The following is a 20,827-nucleotide window of genomic DNA, read 5'->3' as shown; positions in this document are numbered from 1 at the left end:
ATAGTAATATTTATTTGATTGTGAATCCTATACTAGATAATTGTTTGCGAATTTCTTTTTCGAGGTCATGGGATTGTGCAAATAAATCAGATAATTCAGAAGTTAAACGTTCCATTTTTTCTTGAAACGGTTCCCCGTCATCTTCTGTTTCTGCAATTCCTACATACCGCCCCGGGGTGAGGATATAATCTTGTTTGGCTACATCCTCTATTGATACAACAGCACAATAACCTTTTTCATTTTCTAAAGTTCCTGAATTGAAAGCATCAAAAGTACCCGCTATTTTCATTATATCTTCTTCGGATAATTCACGGAGTTTGCGAGTGACCATACTACCCATATTACGGGCATCAACGAACAGTATTTTATTCGTCTGTTTTTTAGCCCGGTTGAGGAACCATAAAGAGACCGGAATACCTGTCGTATAAAAAAGTTGGGAAGGTAATGCTATGATACCTTCTATTAGATCTGCCTTTATAATATTTTCGCGGATAGTTCCTTCACCGCCTGTTTGCGAGGATAGAGAACCATTGGCAAGTACCATTCCTATACGTCCTTTTGGGGAAAGATGATGAATCATGTGTTGAAGCCAGGCAAAGTTGGCATTTCCAGCAGGAGGTATACCATATTTCCAGCGTACATCATCCTGAAGTTTGTTAGCTCCCCAATCACTTAGGTTAAACGGAGGGTTTGCCAGAATGTAATCAGCTTTTAGTGTAGGATGCTGGTCATCAAAAAATGTGTCAGCGTTGAATTTTCCAAGGTCGGGCTCAATGCCTCGAATCGCCAGATTCATTTGAGCCATTTTCCATGTAGTGGGATTGCTGTCTTGACCGAATACTGATATGTTATTGATATTTCCATGATGCCGTTCGATAAATTTGGCTGATTGTACAAACATTCCACCAGAGCCGCAAGCCGGATCGTATACACGTCCACTATATGGTTGAAGCACTTCAACTAATGTACGGACAATACATGATGGCGTAAAAAATTCACCGGCAAGTTTTCCTTCTGCTTCTGCAAACTTGGAGAGACAATATTCATAGGTACGCCCTAGTATGTCCTTACTGTCCCCATGTTCTTTCATTTGAACGTTTGTAAATAAATCCACAACATCCCCTAAACGGCGTTTATCTAATTCTGGTCGTGCGAAGTTTTTAGGAAGAATCCCTTTTAAACGAGGATTTTCTTTCTCTATCAGTCGCATGGCATTGTCGATGACAGTGCCAATCTCCGGAGTATGCGCTGCTTCTGCTATGACCGACCAACGAGCCTCTTTGGGTACAAAGAAAATATGCTCATAGGAATATTCATCTTTGTCTTCCTCAAAGCCTTCTCCTTCATTGATAAGAGCTTGATGTTTTGCTTCAAAACTGTCTGATATATATTTAAGGAAAATAAGTCCTAGAACGACTGATTTATATTCTGATGCATCCATGTTGCCACGTAATAAATCAGCTGCTTTCCATATTTGTTTTTCAAATCCTAATTCGGCTGTATTTGTCTTTGCCATACTTATAGCTATTTTTTTACTATTGCGATTTATATTTTATATGTATTCAATGTTTTTGGAAAACATTGATGTCAATCCTGCAAAAATAGGAATAATCAGTAATGTTTATCTTAACATTTGCTGTGTTTTTGTTATAATTTCCCGAGTTTTTTCAGTCTTGAACGGATAGCACCATTATTACGTTCAAAGATTTCTGTTAATTCTTTGATGCTTTTTCCTTCTTCATATAAGCGAATTAAATATTCGTCAGCTTCTTTTTCCCAAGGTAAATAAGCATTTCCGTATTCTTGTCTCTTTTCTTCTAAAGAATATTTTTTCTCTGGTTTATTTTCTTTTTTTGTTTCTAAAGACCAATATTCAATAGCTTTGTTGATAGCATCTCTGAATTGTAATAGCTCTGAACGGTCTATGAATATTTTTTCTCTTCTGAAATTTCCGGAACCTATATTTTTACTTTGGGTTATTTTGAGATATTGTTCTTCATTATTTTCTTTCAGATCAAAGAATAAATCTCCGCTATGACTTGATAATCTATATTCCATAATGTTGTCGTACTTTAAATTGGGAGTAAATGTAGGCATTATTACTGATGTTGTTATTATAAATGGAGTAAAATTTCTTCTTTCTGTGGCTGGAGCACGCAAAAACTCTTATTTGAGCAAAAAATGTACGTTAAAAATATGATTTGAGATGTTATTCCTATTATTTATAAATGTAATACCTCACATAACTTATCTACAATAACTTTCTTCTCATTACTACCAATAGTAGACAATCTCACCAACGGAATACCATACAACTCCAATATATGATCCTTCTTAACATCACGTTCCGCCTGCCTTGTCCCAAATTTATGATACATATAACCGTCTGTCTCAATAGCCAATATCGGTTGTTTGCTCACACGATTATAAATCAGAAAGTCGATATGGGTATTAATATTTGCAGCATATTTGCTCTCTTCAGCATTTAGCAGAGAATAGTCCTGAATCAACATATAAAGAGGTAAATGGCAAATGATATTCAAATGACGCATATTGATGTTCTCTTGCAGAATGTCTTCTCCCATTGATTCAGATGATTGCGGGAATGGTTGCCTTTGGCGGTTCTTATGGCACGGATTACGTCCTTTTCTCCTTTATCACGTGTCATGATAACAAGATTCCCGCCATAAAATTTCTGATTGCAGAAGTTGATGATTTTAGGGTGGCACCGATAATGCTCCCGTAATAAAGTCTGCGGTACATTCGGAATCACTTTGCAGACAGATTGTAGGAAACTCATACGGGCACAATCATATTCAGCCTTAATCAGACATGCGTTAGCGATAAAGTCCAACTTTTTCTTATCTTCTTCCGTGACTACATTGGGGAACTGCATGGTGTCTCCGACAATGATTGCATTTTTAGCGCATGATAATGCCAAAGCTCCTGTTTCTACCGAAACCTGTGAAGCTTCATCCATAATCAGATAATCATATACGGCATCCCGATGCAGGCTACTTACTGATGAAAATGTAGTGCTTAGTATAAATCGGATACTCTTTCTGTACCTCCCGCTAATTATCTTTCAGGTCTTCTAAAGTAAAGGCTGATTTGTCATGATTATTGCCATAAGTACGGAATAACTTATTTTTCAGATACTTCATCGATGCATCAGCCATTTATTAGCCATTTCCGCTGCATCTTTGTTGGCTAGTTCCTTTTCTAATTTTCTAAATCGCTCTTAAAATGGATAGTGTCTCGATGTTTGATAAGATTCTTCTTGGAGTGGCTATTTGATAATTGGTAGGATCCGGTTTGTGTTCTTATTATTTATCGGTTATTTCGCAGATAAAAGTAAAAGTAATTTCTTGAATACCCAAAATAGAAATGAAAAAAATGCAAAACTACTTTATCAGGCTGTTTATTGCTGCCGGGTAGGGTGAGATTTCGTTTCATATAGCCGAACGTGATATAAGGCCTATGTTTTACTGATGAAATCATTATCTTTGCAATGAAATGGAACTGTTAATTAACAAAGAAGATATTATGCTTGCATACACATACGTTGAACACGGGAAATTTGAATTACAGGAGAAGCCGAAACCGGGAATAATAGATTCACGGGATGCAATCGTGCGAGTGACTCTTGGCAGTATTTGTACTAGTGACCTTCATATCAAACATGGCAGTGTGCCGCGTGCTGTACCCGGAACGACAGTCGGACATGAGATGGTGGGTGTCGTAGAAGAGATAGGGGCTGATGTCACCTCAGTCAGGCCCGGAGATAGGGTAACTGTGAATGTCGAAACTTTCTGCGGGGAGTGTTTCTTTTGCAAGCGGGGATATGTCAACAACTGTACCGACCCAAATGGCGGTTGGGCTTTGGGTTGCCGCATTGACGGCGGTCAGGCAGAATATGTCAGAGTTCCTTATGCTGACCAGGGACTGAACCGTATTCCTGATACAGTCAGTGACGAACAGGCTTTGTTTGTGGGCGATGTGCTTGCAACAGGCTTTTGGGCAACCCGTATCTCGGAGATTACCAAGGATGATACTGTGCTTATTATTGGCGCCGGTCCTACTGGAATCTGTACTTTATTGTGTGTGATGCTGAAGAAACCACAACGTATTATTGTCTGTGAAAAGTCACCTGAAAGAATCCAGTTTGTGCGTGAACATTATCCTGATGTATTGGTAGTGGAACCTGAAAACTGCAAGGATTTTGTGATTCAAAACAGTGAACATGGGGGTGCTGATGTTGTATTAGAGGTGGCTGGCAGTGAAGATACTTTCCGCCTGGCGTGGGAATGTGCCCGTCCCAATGCTATTGTGACTATTGTAGCTCTCTATGACGAACCACAAATTCTTCCTTTGCCCGATATGTATGGCAAGAACTTGATTTTCAAAACTGGCGGAGTGGACGGTTGTGATTGTGCTGAGATTCTTAATCTGATTGAGGAGGGCAGAATAGATACTACTCCTCTTATTACACATAGATTTCCGTTGAACGAGATTGAGGAAGCCTACCGTATATTTGAAAATAAGTTGGACGGAGTCATTAAGGTAGCCATTTATTAATGAACTGCTATGATGAATGAAGCGATTGTATGTCTAATTGAAAGTTATAAGTAATAATATGCCTGTTATCGAAATATCATCTTTATCCCATCCCGGAGTTGAAGTGTTCAGTACTCTGACTGAAACTCAGTTACGTAACCGCACCGAACCAGACAAGGGCATTTTTATTGTGGAAAGTCCGAAGGTTATTAAAAGAGCTTTGGATTCCGGTTATGAACCTTTGGCTATTTTGTGTGAGCGTAAACATATTGTCGGTGATGCTGCTGAAATCATTAAGCGTTGCTCTAATATACCTGTTTATACCGGTGGCAGGGAATTGCTTGCTACGCTGACCGGCTATGTCTTGACACGTGGTGTTCTCTGTGCCATGCGTCGTCCCACGCCACGAAGTATGGAAGAAGTATGTCAAGAAGCCCGGCGTATTGTGGTAATTGACAATGTGGTTGATGCAACCAACATCGGTGCTATTTTCCGTTCGGCAGCCGCTCTTGGCATTGATGCCGTATTACTGACGCACACCTCTTGCGACCCGTTAAACCGCCGTGCAGTCAGGGTATCTATGGGAAGTGTTTTCTTTGTACCATGGACTTGGATGGATGGTTCTCTCTCTGAACTGAAGAATTTAGGGTTTCGCACGGCTGCTATGGCACTCACGAACAACTCTATTTCTATTGATAATCCTATCCTGGCTGTTGAACCTAAATTAGCTATCGTGATGGGGAATGAGGGGGACGGACTTTCCTGTGAAACGATTGCCAAGGCTGACTATGTAGTCCGTATCCCTATGTCGCATGGCGTCGATTCGCTCAATGTAGCTGCTGCGGCCGCTGTGGCCTTTTGGCAACTTCGTGCTCCACAATCTTGAGATTAGTGTGTACCAAAGTTATAATAACCATATACTTATTCTCCACTGATAGTTGCTACAATTCTCCGATTACTACCGTAATCCCGGAATTCACAGAGATAGATGCCTTGCCAAGTTCCGAGATTCAGCTTTCCATTGGTAATGGGTACTGTGACGGTTGTTCCTATAATGGAACTTTTTGCATGAGCCGGCATGTCGTCATCTCCCTCTAAAGTATGTTGATAATATGGTTCACGTTCTTTTATCAAGTGGTTGAAGATGCTTTCCATATCAACCCGAACATCAGGATCTGCATTTTCATTAATACTTAAACCGGCAGAAGTATGTTTGATAAATAAATGCAATAACCCTACTTTGGGCAATGGTGGCAAATTACGCAGTATTTCTCCCGTTATAAGATGAAAGCCACGTCTGCGTGACTGTAATTCAAATTCTACTTGTTTCCACATATTATTATAGTTTCATTTCTATTTTGTTCCACGTAGTTTTGAAACAACTCAAATCCTATTAGATTCAATGCAGCGTTGTTATTCACGAAATGTAAAGTCTATCATATCTCATGAATTCTAATATGATTCTATTTTCAGATGTAATATATTATGATAATTGATTATCAGTGGCTTACAACTTAAAAATAGATTGCTCAAAATTTTACTTGTTTTTTCGTCAAAAATCGAAGATTTAACACTTTCCTTCGTTGCCTATCTCAAAACAGAGGGAAAATGGGGAAACCGCTCTCTTTCGTCCCGAAACCTCCGCTTTGCAAAGATAAAACATATCGGTGATAATTTCACCGATTCGGGCTGTAAAATGGAAGGCAGATTTACGGATTCTTCAACGGATTTTGGGGTGTACTTTTTGTGGTTTGGAAGGGCGAGTATTGCTTTGCATTTGGGCTAGGACTTCGGATTCTTTTGCAGCCAAAAGAGAAAGTCGGCAGATATGGCTTTGGCGAAGCCATCTTTTTCTCTCTTTGTTAGCTTTACTTTAATGCACGTATATATGAATACGGAGATAAAGTAAAGTTCGTTTCGGTGATTTATACTGTGATTCGCTTGAAAAAATGTATTCAATCTTGATTTATTCGCTCGAAAAAGTGTAATTTTATAGCGGAAAGAATAAGATTGCCCTATGCTTAAAAGAAAAATAGAGACATATTTAGCCAACTGGAAACAGACTGAGGACAGAAAGCCCCTTGTGATAAAAGGTATCCGCCAGTGTGGGAAGACATATATTGTCCAGAAATTCGCAAGGGAGAATTATGAGAGTGTGGTCTATATGAACTTCATTCTTGAAGCTGACAAGAAGTCTGCCTTTACTGGCAATATAGATGTCGATACCATCATTCTCAATCTCTCCGCTCTGATTCAAGGCAGTCGTTTCATTGAAGGGAAAACCTGTATTATCCTTGATGAGATTCAAGAATGCAAGGAAGCAAGGACAGCCTTGAAGTCATTTCATATAGACGGACGTTTTGATGTTATTGCAACAGGTTCTCTTTTAGGGGTGAAAGGCTATGGTCAAAGCAAGAAAAAGAAAGAGGATGTCGGACAAGATTCTGTTCCTGTCGGATATGAAACCGTGATTGATATGTACCCATTGGATTTTGAGGAATTTCTATGGGCAAACGGAATCGGTGAGGTGGTTATTGATTCTGTCAAGTCATGCTTTGAGAACGAAAAAACTGTTCCAAATGGGATTCACAAGGCAATGATGGAGCTGTTGTACAGATAATGCGTTATCCTTGAAGTCAAGGTAAAGTCGGGTAAGGCAAAAAGCATGACTACGGTTCTGAAGAACAAGGATGTGTATCATGTCAAGAATGCAATCAAGTTGGGCCAATATAATGTAGGACGTGAGGGGGATATACTCACCATTCCGCTTTATATGGGATTCCTTGTTGAGGATAGGCTAACGGATGTTATCATTCCTGATGTTGATTTGAGTTTATTGACTACCATTTAATTATAAATAAAGGCATTATGGCAAAGCAAATATTAGTAGGAATCAGAGAACAAGATTTGAACGAAGTTGCTCATTATCTTATGATATATCTCCCATTCAATGAGGAACTGTGTAGTTATACCGATAATTGGTTGGGTGAACTTTATGAAAACAAGTATCCTTTGGTCTCTAAGGGAATGTGGTCAGCTATAATTGACTTGAAAACGCATAAGCTCTTGAATTGGAAGCAAGAGTTTGGGTGTTTGTATTTTCAAGTCAAGGTATGTGATAGCGGAACCTATTTCTTACTTGATAAAGACAAAAAGGTGATATGCAAAATTGCCGGTTATGTTCCCAATGGCTTAATACCAGAGACGGATGATTGTGGGGATTATATCCGTTTAAGAATCAACTATGACGGCACGATAGAAAATTGGCCTGATGAGCCAGACTTTTCTGATTTTATAGAGGGGGTCGGAATCGTTGAGAAAATTGATACGAGCATTGAAGAAGAACCAATACTCGACACTAAAGTAGAGTTCACTTATAGCCAGTTGATGGCAAAGTTGCTTCGTCTTCCGAAACACCTACAGATGGAAATTGGGAGGGCCTTGATAGCGAATGCATCGGAAGGATTCGAGGAGGAAGAAGACGAAGGGTCTCTCTAATCAGAAATGCTTAAAATGGAAGATTAGGAATGATATACGGCTTGCTATAATTTGATAATTAAAAGTATAATTCTATGGATACGTTAAGTCTCACTAAAGTAACATTATTGTTCATCCTAACTTTAATAGAAAGAGACGATGGACAAAAGAAACAAATTCTGGAGACGCCAACAAATGGCTCGTGTGTTTAAGGCTCGTATGATTCTGTATGCCGCTTATGTTCATTGCATCATTCGTGAGGATGGAAGCTATTATGAACATCCTCATTGGTTTGAGTTGGCAAAAGACAAATGGGCACAAGTTTACAAAACTACAGGTACTCCGTGTAGCTGTTGGATGTGCAGGGGATTTGAATATGACCGCAAGGAGTATAAGAAAGAAACTTTGCGTATTATTCGGGAATCAATGGAGTAGTTTAAAGGGACAGGATAGGAACTAAATCTGTGCCATTATGCGCACAGATTCTGTTCCTTACTATTTGTGTAGGGCAAGACTTTATCAAAGATTAAAAACCACTACCGATATTCAGAATAAATATCTTGTAATGTATCATAAAATCCCCAGCCACAATTCGATACGCTATCAATAAGCTTTTCAATCCGTTCGTAATGACAGGCTAACAATCCGTTGAGAAAGATAAAGCGCATAGCCTTGTCGAAATTTCCCTCCAGTGTTGTATAGAACTGTTCCCACATATCGCCAAATTCAAGTGTGTATTCGCATCCTTGTTCGATATAGAACAACATTAAATCGGCAACAGTGGCCGGCTCCGGTTTTAGCTTTTGAAAATCGGAAATGACTTTTCGACATTTGGCAAATGACGGCTTTTCGGAAAATCCACGAGTTGGGAAGAACTCGTTTCTGATAGCTTTCTTGCTCTTTTCTAATTCAGCGTTGCAATCTGGGGCAAGATAAAACTCCAGATAATCTTTTGCCTCTTTACGTGCATCGTATAGTTCAAGAACAATATCGGTTATCTGTTCTTTTGTAAGTGACAACAAGTGTTTTTTTAGCTTTGCTTTTGACATAGATTGATTTTCAATTGATTGTGTATTTTACATTCCTGCTAATTTCCAAACAATCCTTTTTCTTCCATATATGCTTCCAATTGATATGTTATTAATCCAGCTGTTTTCTATAAACTGAATCCAATGTGTTTCCATCTTTGTCTTTCCATATCAACCAGCCATTATTACTGCTACCAATACAGAAATCTGCGGCAGTACTGGGACTTGAAAAAGTTTTATCTGATGTCAATACCAATATTCCGTTCTCAGTAGAAGTGTAATCTTGAAGCATTTTTTCTCGTTTTTCTTTCCAGTTGAAAGACGGAACCATTGTTTTGGCAACAGTACTTCCTTTTAGGACTGTAAAGCCATCGGAACTATAGAAGCCCTTTGCATTGCATCCTCTACCTTTGGTGTAGAATAGATGTTCTTCTTTGGGTTGTGATACATCAAAAATATTGCAACCGATAAATGATGCCAGAAACTTCACATCTTCGAAAAATTCATCCATTGAGTCCTGTTGATGCTCTGGTAGATTCGGTGCTTTAGGGATTTGTTTATTATCGCTTAAAACAAAAGCGTTTGCTTTCTTGGCTTCGGCTATCGCTTTATGTTCTAGGTATTGCACATCAACTTTAGTCATATCGGCATCTTTCGATACGAATATGAGTGCTTTTTGCCAAAACGCTTTTTTGCTGTCGTGATCTTTTACACGTTCTTTGAAATTTTCCGTTTCACCTATATATGCCTGCGGTTTTGTTAATTCATCTTCCCCCAGTAATATATAAAATGCAGGTTTTTGTAACTTCTCTTGTGTATTCAAATAGGAGAGATTAGAACGTGGTACGACAAACATTTGGCAAATTTTGTTGCTAATGAATGCGTATTGAGTTCCTTTAGGATCTCCGTCAATTAAATATGTTGTTACAGTCTTTCCCATAAATATGTCTAAATTCAATTACTTTGAGGTATAACTCATTTAAGAACTGACTTTTCTTAATGCAAATATACACTATTATCGAATATAATTCGCTCTATTTGCACTATAGAATCGTATCAAAGAATGAAATTGAATAGAATAAAGGCTGTATTATCTGAAAAAAGGTATCTCTCAGACATGGTTGGCAAAGAAACTCAACAAGAGTTTTAGTATGGTAAATGCTTATGCCTGTAATAGGATTCAACCAAATTTGGAGACCTTGCAACAGATAGCAGAGATATTGCAGGTCGATTTGAAGGATTTGATAACCGACAAATAAGGATAGGTGACATGAAGCAGTTTTCGGAAGCGACACGGGTGCAGATGCCTGCAATGGTTCACCTCACCCGAATAGGATATACTTACTTCGGCAAGTTGAGTGAAGATAAGAATGGCACGGTCTATGACGGTGATACGAATATTCTTTTGCAGGTATTTGAACGGCAGTTTAAGAATCTGAATCCCGGACATGAGGGAGAGTTTCTTCAAGTTTTGAAAGATATTCGTAAGGAACTGAACGATGATGACCTCGGTCGAGGCTTTTATAACCGTCTCAAAGCTGTTTCGCCTGTAAAGCTGATAGACTTTGATAACATTGGGAATAATACGTTTCATTTCACAGCCGAATTTACCTGTAAGAACGGACAGGACGAATTTCGTCCTGACATTACTTTATTCGTAAACGGATTGCCACTTTGTTTTGTAGAAGTGAAGAAACCCAACAATCATGGTGGTATGTTGGCAGAGAGCGCACGAATGAATAAAGAACGCTTCCCGAATAAAAAGTTTCGCCGCTTCATCAACATTACGCAGTTGATGATATTCAGCAATAATATGGAATATGATGCGTTGGGCGGTATCGTACCCATACAAGGGGCTTTCTATTGTACTGGGGCACGTTCATACGCACCATTCAATTGCTTCCGTGAAGAAAATTTAAGCGGTCAGAAAATAGCACCGTTCCATCGTGACTATCCGTATAAGGAGATTGACAAGACGGTGGAAAAACAGATATTGTCTGATTACAATTGCCAAGTCATTCATACAAGTCCTGAGTACCAGACAAATCTCGATTTCAACACCCCTACAAACAGAATCCTAACATCCATGTGCTCGCCTGAACGGTTGTTGTATATCATTAGATATGGTATTGCCTATGTCCGTATGGAGCGTGAGGTGGATGGCAAGATAGAATCTACCGACCAAAAGCATATCATGCGTTACCAACAATTGTTTGCATCGTTAGCTATTCGCCAAAAACTGGCGGAGGGGGGGATCGGGCGTAGTCTGGCATACACAAGGGAGTGGTAAAACCGCCTTGTCATACTATCTGACCTATATTCTCAACGATTTCTATTCCAAACAGAATAAGGTTGCCAAATTCTATTTCATAGTAGACCGCCTTGACCTTTTGGAACAAGCCACACAAGAGTTTGAAGCTCGTGAATTGGTTGTATCTACCGCCAATACAAGAGCCGAACTGATTGAGCAATTCCGCAGTAATCAGGCACAACAAGGTGTAAGCGGACAGGCAGAAATCACGGTTGTGAACATTCAACGCTTTGCCGAGGATAAAGAAAAAGTACGCATCAGTGATTATGCAACCAATCTTCAACGCATCTTCATTCTTGACGAGGCACACCGAGGATATAAACCCGGTGGCTGCTTTCTTGCCAATCTCTTTGATGCCGACGCCGATGCGGTTAAAATCGCACTTACAGGTACCCCGTTGTTAAAAGAGGAACGTGCTAGTTGCAAGGTGTTCGGAAACTATTTGCATACCTATTATTACGATAAATCCATTGCGGATGGCTACACGCTGAAAATCATACGTGAAGATATAGAAACTTCCTATAAAGAGCGTTTGTCTGATGTGTACGATAAACTGGAAACCCTTGTGCAAAAGAAAGACATTCGTAAGTCGGAAATCATAGAGCATCCAAGTTATGTAAGCGAGTTAGCCCGTTACATTATGACGGACTTAAAAGAGTTTCGCAAGATACAAGGAGATGATACTTTAGGCGGTATGGTCATTTGTGAAACCAGCGAACAGGCAAGGCGGCTTTATGATGTATTTCAAGAAGAATGGCAGAAGTATCAGCCGAAGCCCATCAAGATAAAACTTTCCGATGGTTCGTATGTAGCGGGTGAACCGGAAGTGGATTACAAATCAAAATACAGACCGCTGAAAGCCGGAATCATTCTTCACGATACGGATGACAAGGAAACTCGCAAGCAGATAGTCAAGGACTTCAAGAAAAATATGACAGTGGATATTCTCATTGTCTTCAATATGCTTTTGACTGGTTTTGATGCGCCGCGTTTGAAACGCCTGTATTTCGGGCGCAAATTGAAAGACCACAATCTGCTTCAAGCCATAACACGTGTAAACCGTCCTTATCCCGGTATGCGTTACGGTTTTGTCATTGACTTTGCCGACATCAAGCGCAACTTCAAGGAAACCAATGAAGCATATTTGCAAGAGTTAAACCGCTTTAATGACGTGGATGAGACTGGCGAATCTGCTGCCACCGATACCTTTACCCAAGTCATTGAGGACAAGGAAGAGATATTGAATCAGATGAAGAAAGTTCGGCAAACGCTTTTCAATTACACATACGATAATGCGGAAGAATTTTCTTCTGAAATCTCTACCGAAGAGGATAAAGCTGTATTGCTCAACCTCAAACAGGCATTGGAATCAGCCAAGAACATGGCGAACATCGTGCGTACATTTGGTGATGATGAGATGAAAGAGCAATTTGCCAAACTCGAAATCACCAAGTTGCCGCAACTACTCTCTGAGGTGCAAAGACGGATAAGTATCATCAATCAGAAAGAGGCTTTCAATACAAATGAAGAAACGAAAACTCTAATCAATGAGGCAATGATGGATATAGAATTCACTTTCTCCAAAATAGGACAAGAGGAAATGCGCCTTATATCCGGTGGTGTGGAATTGAAAGAGAAATGGCAACGTACCATTTCTTCATTTACCCAAAACTTCGACCAAGACGATCCGGAGTTTATCTCGTTGCGTGAAGCCTTTATGGAACGCTTCAAGGAACACGGTTTTGTGATTGACACGATAGCCAAGTTCAACGAAGAAACACAGGCTTTGGATGAAATCATCGGTCGTTTGCAAGACTTACAAAAACGCAATAATGTCTTGTTGAAAAAGTACAAGGGCGATGAAAAATTTGCTCGTGTACACAAGCGTATTCGTGAAGTGAATAAGCAGAGGGAAGATAAGGGACAGAAGCCTATGTTCTCTTTCCTTGACGAAGAGATTGCTGCCATTCTCAATATTATAAAAGAGGATGTGGATGCCAAAGTGTATGATCGTAACGACATTCTGAAAAAGGATGCTTATTTCGGGCGTACGGTAATGGCTCTTATCAATGGATGTCTGTTCCATTTCCCACAAATAAAGCCCGAAATGGAGGATTACAAATTTATTCAGACACGCATTTCACAACAGTATATCAACCAATATAACGCCACTTACGGCATTTCATAAAGATTATGTCAGATATTAAAGAAAAAACATTAAGGCTCATCGACGGACTTAAAGCCACCTGCCAATCATACGGTATGGGAAACGATGGTAACGAATATAAGATTATCACTCAGGTATTTCTCTATAAATTCCGATGCAGCATATTATGCTAATTGACTATCAATAGTTTATGGATTAAAAGATAGACTGATCGAAAATTTACTTGTTTTTTCGTCAAAAATCGAAGATTTAACACTTTTAACCTTAGTTTGTCTTCAAACGAAGGGAAAAAGAGGAAAATGGCTCTCTTTTGCTCCGAAACCTCCAGTTCGCAAAGATAAGGCATATTGGTGATTATTTCGCCGATTCAGGCTGCAAAATCGGAGATGGATTTACGGATTTGCAGGTTGCTTTTGTGTCTTGATGAGGGGCGAATCTTGCTTCGCTTTTGAGTTAGGATTTCGGATTCTTTTGCAGCCAAAAAAGAAAATCGGTAGATATGGTTCGGCTCGGCTTTGGCGAAGCCATTTCTTTTTCTCCCTCTGTTAGCTTTACTTTAATGCACGTATATATGAATACGGAGATAAAGTAAAGTTGGTTTCGGTGATTTATGCTGTGATTCGCTTGAAAAAATGTCGTATAATGGGAGTGATTCGTTGGAAAAAGTGTAACGAATCCGATTTATTCGCTTGAAAAAGTGTAGAGCTGTTATATTGTGCTTGTCTGAGCCTTCATAATTTACAACTCAAAATCTCTGTAAATTATACCTTATCTGATATAATATCGAATATTTGTACCAACTTTATACCCGGAAAGGTATAAAGAGATTCTGCGTCATCAAACTGAATAACATTCAAAGGTATAATTCTATGGATATATTAAGTCTCACCAAAGTAACATCATCGTTCATCCTAACTTTAATAGAAAGAGACGATGGACAAAAGAAACAAATTTTGGAGACGCCAACAAATGGCTCGTGTGTTTAAGGCTCGCATGATTCTTTATGCCGCTTATGGTCATTGCATCATTCGTGAGGATGGAAGCTATTATGAGCATCCCCGTTGGTTTGAATTGGCAAAAGAGAAATGGGCACAAGTTTACAAAACAACAGGTACTCCGTGTAGCTGTTGGATGTGCAGGGGATTCGAATATGACCGCAAGGAGTATAAGAAAGAGACTCGGCGGATTATTCGGGAATCAATGGAGTGAGCTAAATGATAAGGAACTGAATCTGTGCATTAATTGTATAGGTTCAGTTTTTATGTGGCATATAGACCAAAAGGTTACGTGGATTTTCTCGGAAAGTAATGTGTGATATAGGATTTATTTGCTAATTTTGCGCTGTTTTTGAAACGATATAAAAACTGGCAATGCAGAGAAATAGAATGAACATATTATCTAAGGTCACAATTTGGGGTAACAAACGTCCTGAATCTGTGTTGTGTGTTCATGTCTTTGGCATTGAACCTTGTATTATAAATACTTTCCAACGAAGAACATAGCATGGTGTAGTTTATTCTACCCTGATTGAAAATATAAACTGAATAGTTGGAGAGTCTTTACCGAACTTTCCAACTATTTTGTTTTTATACCCATTTGTGACAGTTACCTTACGATGCTTTTCTGTCATTTCCGTCTGATGGGTGATTGACAAACAGATTATTAACGTGCAGTGATGCACATAAATTGAGAAGAAATGAATTATAAATTTGATGGCAGCAAAGTATTTTTTACATCTGATACCCACTTTTATCACGGAAATGTCATTCGTTTCTGCAACAGACCTTTTGAGAATGTGGAAATGATGAATGAAACGATTATCTCCAATTGGAATAATACAGTTGGCTTGGATGATACTGTTTTTCACTTGGGTGATTTCTGTCTGGGCGGTTCAGCTGAATGGACTAAAATTCTTGATAGATTGAATGGCAAGATATATCTGATTCTCGGCAACCATGATTTAAAGAACTTGAGGCAGGGGTATATCGATAGGTTTGAGCATGTGACCATGCAGATGCATATAGAAGTGGATAAACAGAAGATATATTTGAATCACTATCCGTTTCTGTGCTTTGATGGCGGCTATAAAGATGTATGGCAACTGTTCGGTCATGTACATACGAGGAAGAATAACACTGGGATTGATGCCACACGGCTTCAGTACCTCTATCCTACACAATATGACGTAGGTGTTGATAACAACAACTTTATGCCGGTTTCATTTGCACAGGTGAAGACAATTATTGAAAAACAAGTTGAAGAATCAAAAATGAAAGAGCAATGAAGATACAATACATGAGCGATTTACATCTGGAGTTCAGGGAGAACAGCAGATATTTAAAGCATAATGAATTGCCTGTTACCGGTGACGTGCTGGTTTTGGCTGGAGATATATTCTATCTTAGGGATAGGATAGCTCCTATGATGAAATTCTGGAAATGGGCTTCGGATAATTACAGGCAGGTTCTGATTGTTCCCGGCAATCACGAATACTATAATTATTCGGACGTGATGGAACGAGGGCTACAATGGAAGTGGATGTTCCGTGAGAATGTAGGGTTCTATCAGAATCAGGTAATCCGTATCGATGATACCGATTTTGTCCTGAGTACGCTATGGTCACGGATTAACCCGAATGACGAGTATTTCGTGTGGAAAGGTATGAATGACTTTCGCCAAATCAAATTTGACGGAAAATTGTTACAGGTAGAGGAATTCAATCGGATGCATGAGACCTGTATTGATTTTATCCGGAAAAGTGTCGAAGAGAGCACGGCTGGTCATATTGTGGTGGTTACTCATCATTTGCCTACTTTGGAGGTGATTGATCCACAGCACAAGAACTCCGTACTGAATAGTGCATTTGCTAGCGAATATGGTGATTGGATTGCCAACAGTCGGATAGATATTTGGATTTATGGACATTCACATACCAATATAGACACAGAGATTGGTAGTACAAAAGTAATCTGTAATCAGATGGGATATATTTTTGCGAATGAGCACATTGTGAATGGGTTTGATCCGAAAAAGCATGTTGAAATTTAATGATCATTAAGCAATGGATGAGAAAACTCTTTATTGATTTGGCAAATGAGGTTGGCTTGAACGCTTCGCATATAGAAGCAATGGGTGAAATGCGTCATTGTGAAATCACAGTTAGCGGCAATATGCTGGAACGTCTAGTTGAAATTCAGCATCAGTTCGAGCAACTTACCGTAATGGGGGATGATGAATACCGTGGCTTCTACATTGTGGTACCGCGACCCACTCCAGAGGAATGGGGTGATGTCGAGGAACTGATTGCTTCGGGAGAGTATCAAAGCAAAGAAGCCTTCCTTGCGGACTGGCTTGCGTTCAATCCAACGGAAACGCAGTGGTTTCATGTTACCTCTTATAAATACGAAGAGTTTCGGTCGATTCGCATTACAGACCGAAAACATGCGCATTTCGTCATAACAAATCGCTCCTCTTGTGCCGACGGAGAATCAGATGACGGATGGTATCAGGATTCCCTTGCCCGACTTTTCTGCTATTTGCAGAGGCTGGTTGATGTTATTGTTGCAAATCCTGATGGGTTCAACGACTATGTGGCGCACAATCTGCCGTGCCAGCAACGGATTGGGCGGATTGCACGAAAGGAACTCAATAGGATAGCTCCGAGCTTTAAGATTAATGTGGAAGATCGGGAAACAGCGATAAAGGCTTTGGAGGATTCTGCGAAGGAACATTCCGCACTTCATCTGAAGACTATGACCATTCGGCAATATTGCACATATTATCGTATCGCTAACGAGGCTTATGAGGCATACTACCGGAAGCGAAGTATTGGAAACCGTCTCTACGAAGAACAACCGAATATCCCGGAAGAACTGCGAGATGTAGTCTATTACAAACGAGTGAAATTCGTAGATGTAGATAAACTCTATGACATTGACAGCCCGGAGGATTTTATACGGTTTGCAACAGACCACTATGGCGAGTTGGGGTTTTCGCGCTTGAACATCATTGCATCGAAGGTGCCACAGCAGGGTTGGATGATAGTTGTTTCTAATAGCTACTCGGCAAATGTCGAGCTGGCCATTGAGGTTGCCACTGCTCTATATAAGGTCGGAGTGCCATTATTGATTCGTGATGCCGAGAAACTTTTGAGGATTCTGCGCGAAGAAGATTATGTGCGGTTAATTCCTAATACGTACCATAACTATATGGGTTATCAGGAAGAAGGTACTGTTTACGAACTGCCGTGGGAATACGAATGCTCAGACGATAGTGAATCGGATTTGACTTTGGAGCAATACAATGCGATTGTTTCTCTTGCGGAATGGCAGGATGAAGAATTGGTGAAGCCCATCGAGTGATGCTTAAATTGAAGAAGCTGGCTTTTATCTTGACTATAACATAGATAAAGGTAGAAGTCTGCTTCTTTGAAATCTCTATTTTGGTAGCAAAATCAGTATTTAATAGTCGTATCTTTTGAATTTGTGATTTTTGCGTCCGCAATATATCATTAAATAGGTAAAAAGTAATATCTTTGCATCTTATATGATAAGTTGATTATGGCTAAAAATACAATGGGAACCAAGTTGCCCCGAAAGTTGGAGCAGAAAATGTCAGTTGTGGGAGAGCAGATTAAACTGGCTCGCTTGCGCAGGAATCTGAGTGTGGCTCAGGTGGCGGAACGTGCCACTTGCTCTCCATTGACTGTGTCCCGAATAGAGAAAGGTGCACCGACCGTAGCAATCGGAATCTATTTGCGTGTGCTGTATGCTTTACAGCTTGATGATGATATTCTGTGGTTGGCCAAAGAAGACAAATTGGGAAAAACCTTGCAGGATTTGAGTTTGAAGACGAGGGAACGTGCTTCAAAAAAGGAGTAAACGATGAAGACGCTATGTGTTTATGCCGATTTTGATTGGCTCAAGGAAACAGAACTCGTTGGCGAGTTAGGCTATGAATCTCTTCGTGGCTCGGACAGCTATTGCTTTACCTTCAGCGATGAATGGCTGAAGAAACATGGAGATTTGTTCCTGAGTGATGACCTGAATAATTATCCGGGACAGCAATATACGCAACCGGAGAAAGATATATTCGGATGTTTCTCGGATGCCCTGCCGGATCGTTGGGGGCGAACGCTATTGTTGCGACGTGAGCAGATTGCTGCGATGGAAGAGAAGCGACCGGTACGGAGACTGTCTTCTTTCGATTTTTTGACTGGTATCGATGACTTTTCCCGAATGGGTGCTTTCCGTTTCAAGGAGTCAAAAGACGGAGGATTTATAAATGTAAGTGAGTCGTTGAAAATCCCACCTCTGACGGATATAAGGGAGTTGATTGCAGCCAGTGCGGAAATCGAGAAAAGCGAAGAGGGGAATGTCCTGCCTGACAGGAAATGGGTTGCCCAACTCGTGCAGCCCGGTTCTTCACTGGGTGGCGCAAGACCTAAAGCCAGTGTGATAGACACGGATAAAACGCTTTGTATAGCCAAGTTCCCATCTCGCAAAGATGATTACGATGCAGGACTTTGGGAGCATTTCAGCCATCTTCTTGCTGCAAAATCCGGTATAAATGCCGCAAAGACCAAAGTGCTGGCAACAGGAGAGAAATATCATACGTTGCTTTCGCAACGCTTCGACAGAACCCAAGAGGGGAAACGGATTCATTTTGCTTCTGCCATGACTTTATTGGGTCTTAATGACGGCGATAATGCAACTACAGGGCACGGTTATCTGGATATAGTAGATTTCATAATCCAGAACTGTACGAATGTAGAAGAGAATCTGCAGGAACTCTATCGCCGTGTGGCTTTCAATATCTGCATTGGTAATAGCGATGACCATTTCCGTAATCACGGTTTTCTTTTGACTGCAAAAGGTTGGACGCTTTCTCCTGCATACGATATGAATCCAACTTTGAATGAATATCAAAGTTTGCTTGTTTCATCAACTTCTAATAAAGCAGAGCTGAGTATTTTGCTGGATGCCAGCGAAGATTATATGCTTAACCCAAAAACGGCAGAAAAGATTATTTCAGAAGTGATTGAAGCCGTGAAAGGATGGCGAGAACTGGCAACACGATTGAGTATTTCCAAAAGAGAGATGGATATGTTTTCAGGAGTATTGGATGAATGATATGGTAGTATTTAAATTTGATAAGGAGAAAAATAACTATGAGTGGAGGATATTTTGATAGGAGCACATATGCAATGCGTGAAATCGCAGATACTATGGAGCGTGATATTGCGAGAGCTTTACAGCCAAAGCCAGAGAAGGAGCATATGGATTATTGGGTAATTTATGAGAAAGACAGCTTTAGCTCATTCCATAACTATAACAGCTATATGAAGTTTGCTAGTTATGAAGATGCAGAATCTTTTCTCCTGAGAGATAAAACTATCATCAAGGCAGAACAAAAATATGCAGACCTTTTTATCGCAGATGACATAATATTCCAGTCAACAACGCATAATATGTCTGATACTCCTGATGGTGAACAAATTCCAGTATTATACTCAATCTATCATTGTTGTTATGATCGTTATCCGGATGATGCTGATGTATTGGAACTGTCAGATGAGACGACAAATGCAATGAAGGAGGCATATCGGCAAATGCTCATAGCAGAAATATATGCAACTCGCGTAGATTGGATGATGAGTGGCGATGATAGCGAAGAGAGCTTCCGTGAACGCATTAAGGGAGATTTGGCGGAGTTTGAAAAGGAATATGCTGTTAAAGACTGGACTTTTCTATATGATGAATAAAAGTAACAATCTGTCATAAAATAAAGAAAAAGATGTATTTTTGCATATCATATGATAGATTGAGTATGATAAAGAAAGCTACCATATCAACCAGCCGGTTGATATGGTAGAATGGTTAACCGCTTCGTTTTGGTGAATTTAGGATGTATGGATTAATTCAGACAGTGAACTATGTAACCATTCTATTTTCCGCCTTGACACGCATCGCAACCCAGCATATCTTTGCGGCATAACCAATTACTAACAAAGATTATGGCAAAAGAAAAAGTAAACTACCAGGAGGTGTACGACCTCTATCAGCTGTGCTGCGAAACCAAAGACCTTCGCGAGTTCTGTGCGGATTATGGAGTGAATTACGACAAGTTCATGAACTGGCAGCGCCACCAGCTATGGAGTGAGAAGTTAGGCAAGACAGTCCAGGTGGAACAGCCCAAGGTAGCCAAGGTGCAGATAACCGGCAATCCCTGCAACAGTCCAACCGTGAAAATGGAAGTGAGACAGCCCGAAGGTGAAGCTCCGATAAG

The 20,827-nt window shown here is 40.0% G+C and carries 20 protein-coding genes and 3 pseudogenes; 17 read left to right on the top strand and 6 right to left on the bottom strand.

Annotation, left to right across the window (positions count from 1 at the left end; genetic code table 11):
* Nucleotides 1-10: 10 nt before the first annotated feature.
* From NSB03_RS10820 to NSB03_RS10810, 3 genes and pseudogenes are all read right to left on the bottom strand, one after another.
* Nucleotides 11-1,516 (bottom strand): class I SAM-dependent DNA methyltransferase, encoded by a 1,506-nt coding sequence (locus NSB03_RS10820; protein WP_257420450.1) that lies wholly within the window; start codon nucleotides 1,514-1,516, stop codon nucleotides 11-13.
* A gap of 131 nt (nucleotides 1,517-1,647) precedes the next feature.
* A complete protein-coding gene (locus NSB03_RS10815) occupies nucleotides 1,648-2,058 on the bottom strand; it encodes a DUF3276 family protein (protein ID WP_228099371.1) in 411 nt (136 codons plus the stop codon).
* A gap of 164 nt (nucleotides 2,059-2,222) precedes the next feature.
* Nucleotides 2,223-3,226 (bottom strand): annotated as a pseudogene (locus tag NSB03_RS10810) (DUF2726 domain-containing protein); the annotation flags it as partial.
* Between the two features lie 320 nt (nucleotides 3,227-3,546).
* On the opposite strand from NSB03_RS10810, the gene NSB03_RS10805 reads away from it, so the two are divergent.
* Nucleotides 3,547-4,578: an alcohol dehydrogenase gene (locus tag NSB03_RS10805; protein WP_024987118.1), complete on the top strand. Its 1,032-nt coding sequence runs from the start codon at nucleotides 3,547-3,549 to the stop codon at nucleotides 4,576-4,578.
* A 58-nt stretch (nucleotides 4,579-4,636) separates the two neighbouring features.
* A complete protein-coding gene (locus tag NSB03_RS10800; RefSeq protein ID WP_024987117.1) occupies nucleotides 4,637-5,443 on the top strand; it encodes a TrmH family RNA methyltransferase in 807 nt (268 codons plus the stop codon).
* A gap of 35 nt (nucleotides 5,444-5,478) precedes the next feature.
* Here NSB03_RS10800 and NSB03_RS10795 read toward each other — a convergent pair whose 3' ends face one another.
* On the bottom strand, nucleotides 5,479-5,892 hold the full coding sequence (locus tag NSB03_RS10795; protein WP_024987116.1) for a secondary thiamine-phosphate synthase enzyme YjbQ: 414 nt from the start codon (nucleotides 5,890-5,892) through the stop codon (nucleotides 5,479-5,481).
* Nucleotides 5,893-6,574: 682 nt separating this feature from the next.
* Between NSB03_RS10795 and NSB03_RS10790 the strand changes: the two genes are divergently transcribed.
* The 4 genes from NSB03_RS10790 to NSB03_RS10775 all read left to right on the top strand — a co-directional run bounded on the left by NSB03_RS10790 (nucleotide 6,575) and on the right by NSB03_RS10775 (nucleotide 8,469).
* Nucleotides 6,575-7,177, top strand: coding sequence for an ATP-binding protein (locus NSB03_RS10790; protein ID WP_242357833.1), 603 nt, complete (start codon nucleotides 6,575-6,577; stop codon nucleotides 7,175-7,177).
* A 45-nt stretch (nucleotides 7,178-7,222) separates the two neighbouring features.
* Entirely contained in the window at nucleotides 7,223-7,408 is a 186-nt protein-coding gene (locus NSB03_RS10785; protein ID WP_235827589.1) for a hypothetical protein, read from the top strand.
* Between the two features lie 17 nt (nucleotides 7,409-7,425).
* Nucleotides 7,426-8,055, top strand: coding sequence for a hypothetical protein (locus NSB03_RS10780; protein WP_024987114.1), 630 nt, complete (start codon nucleotides 7,426-7,428; stop codon nucleotides 8,053-8,055).
* A gap of 138 nt (nucleotides 8,056-8,193) precedes the next feature.
* Nucleotides 8,194-8,469, top strand: a complete 276-nt coding sequence (locus NSB03_RS10775) for a hypothetical protein (RefSeq protein ID WP_024987113.1) — start codon at nucleotides 8,194-8,196, stop codon at nucleotides 8,467-8,469.
* Between the two features lie 101 nt (nucleotides 8,470-8,570).
* Here NSB03_RS10775 and NSB03_RS10770 read toward each other — a convergent pair whose 3' ends face one another.
* Entirely contained in the window at nucleotides 8,571-9,083 is a 513-nt protein-coding gene (locus NSB03_RS10770; protein WP_024987112.1) for a DUF6155 family protein, read from the bottom strand.
* Between the two features lie 91 nt (nucleotides 9,084-9,174).
* Nucleotides 9,175-10,002, bottom strand: a complete 828-nt coding sequence (locus NSB03_RS10765) for a GIY-YIG nuclease family protein (RefSeq protein ID WP_024987111.1) — start codon at nucleotides 10,000-10,002, stop codon at nucleotides 9,175-9,177.
* Nucleotides 10,003-10,125: 123 nt separating this feature from the next.
* On the opposite strand from NSB03_RS10765, the pseudogene NSB03_RS10760 reads away from it, so the two are divergent.
* The 11 genes and pseudogenes from NSB03_RS10760 to NSB03_RS10710 form a co-directional block, all read left to right on the top strand.
* A pseudogene (locus NSB03_RS10760) lies at nucleotides 10,126-10,321 on the top strand (helix-turn-helix domain-containing protein).
* A gap of 11 nt (nucleotides 10,322-10,332) precedes the next feature.
* Nucleotides 10,333-13,561: pseudogene (locus NSB03_RS10755) on the top strand (type I restriction endonuclease subunit R).
* A gap of 5 nt (nucleotides 13,562-13,566) precedes the next feature.
* Nucleotides 13,567-13,713, top strand: coding sequence for a hypothetical protein (locus NSB03_RS10750; protein WP_167482591.1), 147 nt, complete (start codon nucleotides 13,567-13,569; stop codon nucleotides 13,711-13,713).
* Nucleotides 13,714-14,473: 760 nt separating this feature from the next.
* Nucleotides 14,474-14,749 (top strand): hypothetical protein, encoded by a 276-nt coding sequence (locus NSB03_RS10745; RefSeq protein ID WP_021862420.1) that lies wholly within the window; start codon nucleotides 14,474-14,476, stop codon nucleotides 14,747-14,749.
* A 487-nt stretch (nucleotides 14,750-15,236) separates the two neighbouring features.
* The gene (locus NSB03_RS10740) at nucleotides 15,237-15,824 is read left to right on the top strand and encodes a metallophosphoesterase (protein WP_024987110.1); all 588 of its coding nucleotides are present in this window, start codon (nucleotides 15,237-15,239) and stop codon (nucleotides 15,822-15,824) included.
* The gene (locus tag NSB03_RS10735; RefSeq protein ID WP_024987109.1) at nucleotides 15,821-16,588 is read left to right on the top strand and encodes a metallophosphoesterase; all 768 of its coding nucleotides are present in this window, start codon (nucleotides 15,821-15,823) and stop codon (nucleotides 16,586-16,588) included. Before NSB03_RS10740 ends, NSB03_RS10735 begins: the two co-directional genes overlap by 4 nt.
* Before the next feature lie 17 nt (nucleotides 16,589-16,605).
* Nucleotides 16,606-17,901, top strand: a complete 1,296-nt coding sequence (locus NSB03_RS10730) for a hypothetical protein (protein ID WP_257466386.1) — start codon at nucleotides 16,606-16,608, stop codon at nucleotides 17,899-17,901.
* A 198-nt stretch (nucleotides 17,902-18,099) separates the two neighbouring features.
* Complete coding sequence (locus NSB03_RS10725; RefSeq protein WP_024987107.1) at nucleotides 18,100-18,420, top strand: helix-turn-helix domain-containing protein; 321 nt, start codon at nucleotides 18,100-18,102, stop codon at nucleotides 18,418-18,420.
* Nucleotides 18,421-18,423: 3 nt separating this feature from the next.
* Complete coding sequence (locus NSB03_RS10720; RefSeq protein WP_257466385.1) at nucleotides 18,424-19,671, top strand: type II toxin-antitoxin system HipA family toxin; 1,248 nt, start codon at nucleotides 18,424-18,426, stop codon at nucleotides 19,669-19,671.
* 38 nt (nucleotides 19,672-19,709) lie between these two features.
* On the top strand, nucleotides 19,710-20,303 hold the full coding sequence (locus tag NSB03_RS10715; RefSeq protein WP_128824312.1) for a hypothetical protein: 594 nt from the start codon (nucleotides 19,710-19,712) through the stop codon (nucleotides 20,301-20,303).
* 252 nt (nucleotides 20,304-20,555) lie between these two features.
* Nucleotides 20,556-20,827 (top strand): hypothetical protein (locus NSB03_RS10710; protein ID WP_257466384.1); only part of this gene is annotated, 272 nt, incomplete at its 3' end.

Source organism: Bacteroides acidifaciens (assembly GCF_024623065.1).
Classification (GTDB): Bacteria; Bacteroidota; Bacteroidia; order Bacteroidales; family Bacteroidaceae; genus Bacteroides; species Bacteroides acidifaciens.
This window is presented reverse-complemented; position numbering and strand designations above follow the sequence as displayed.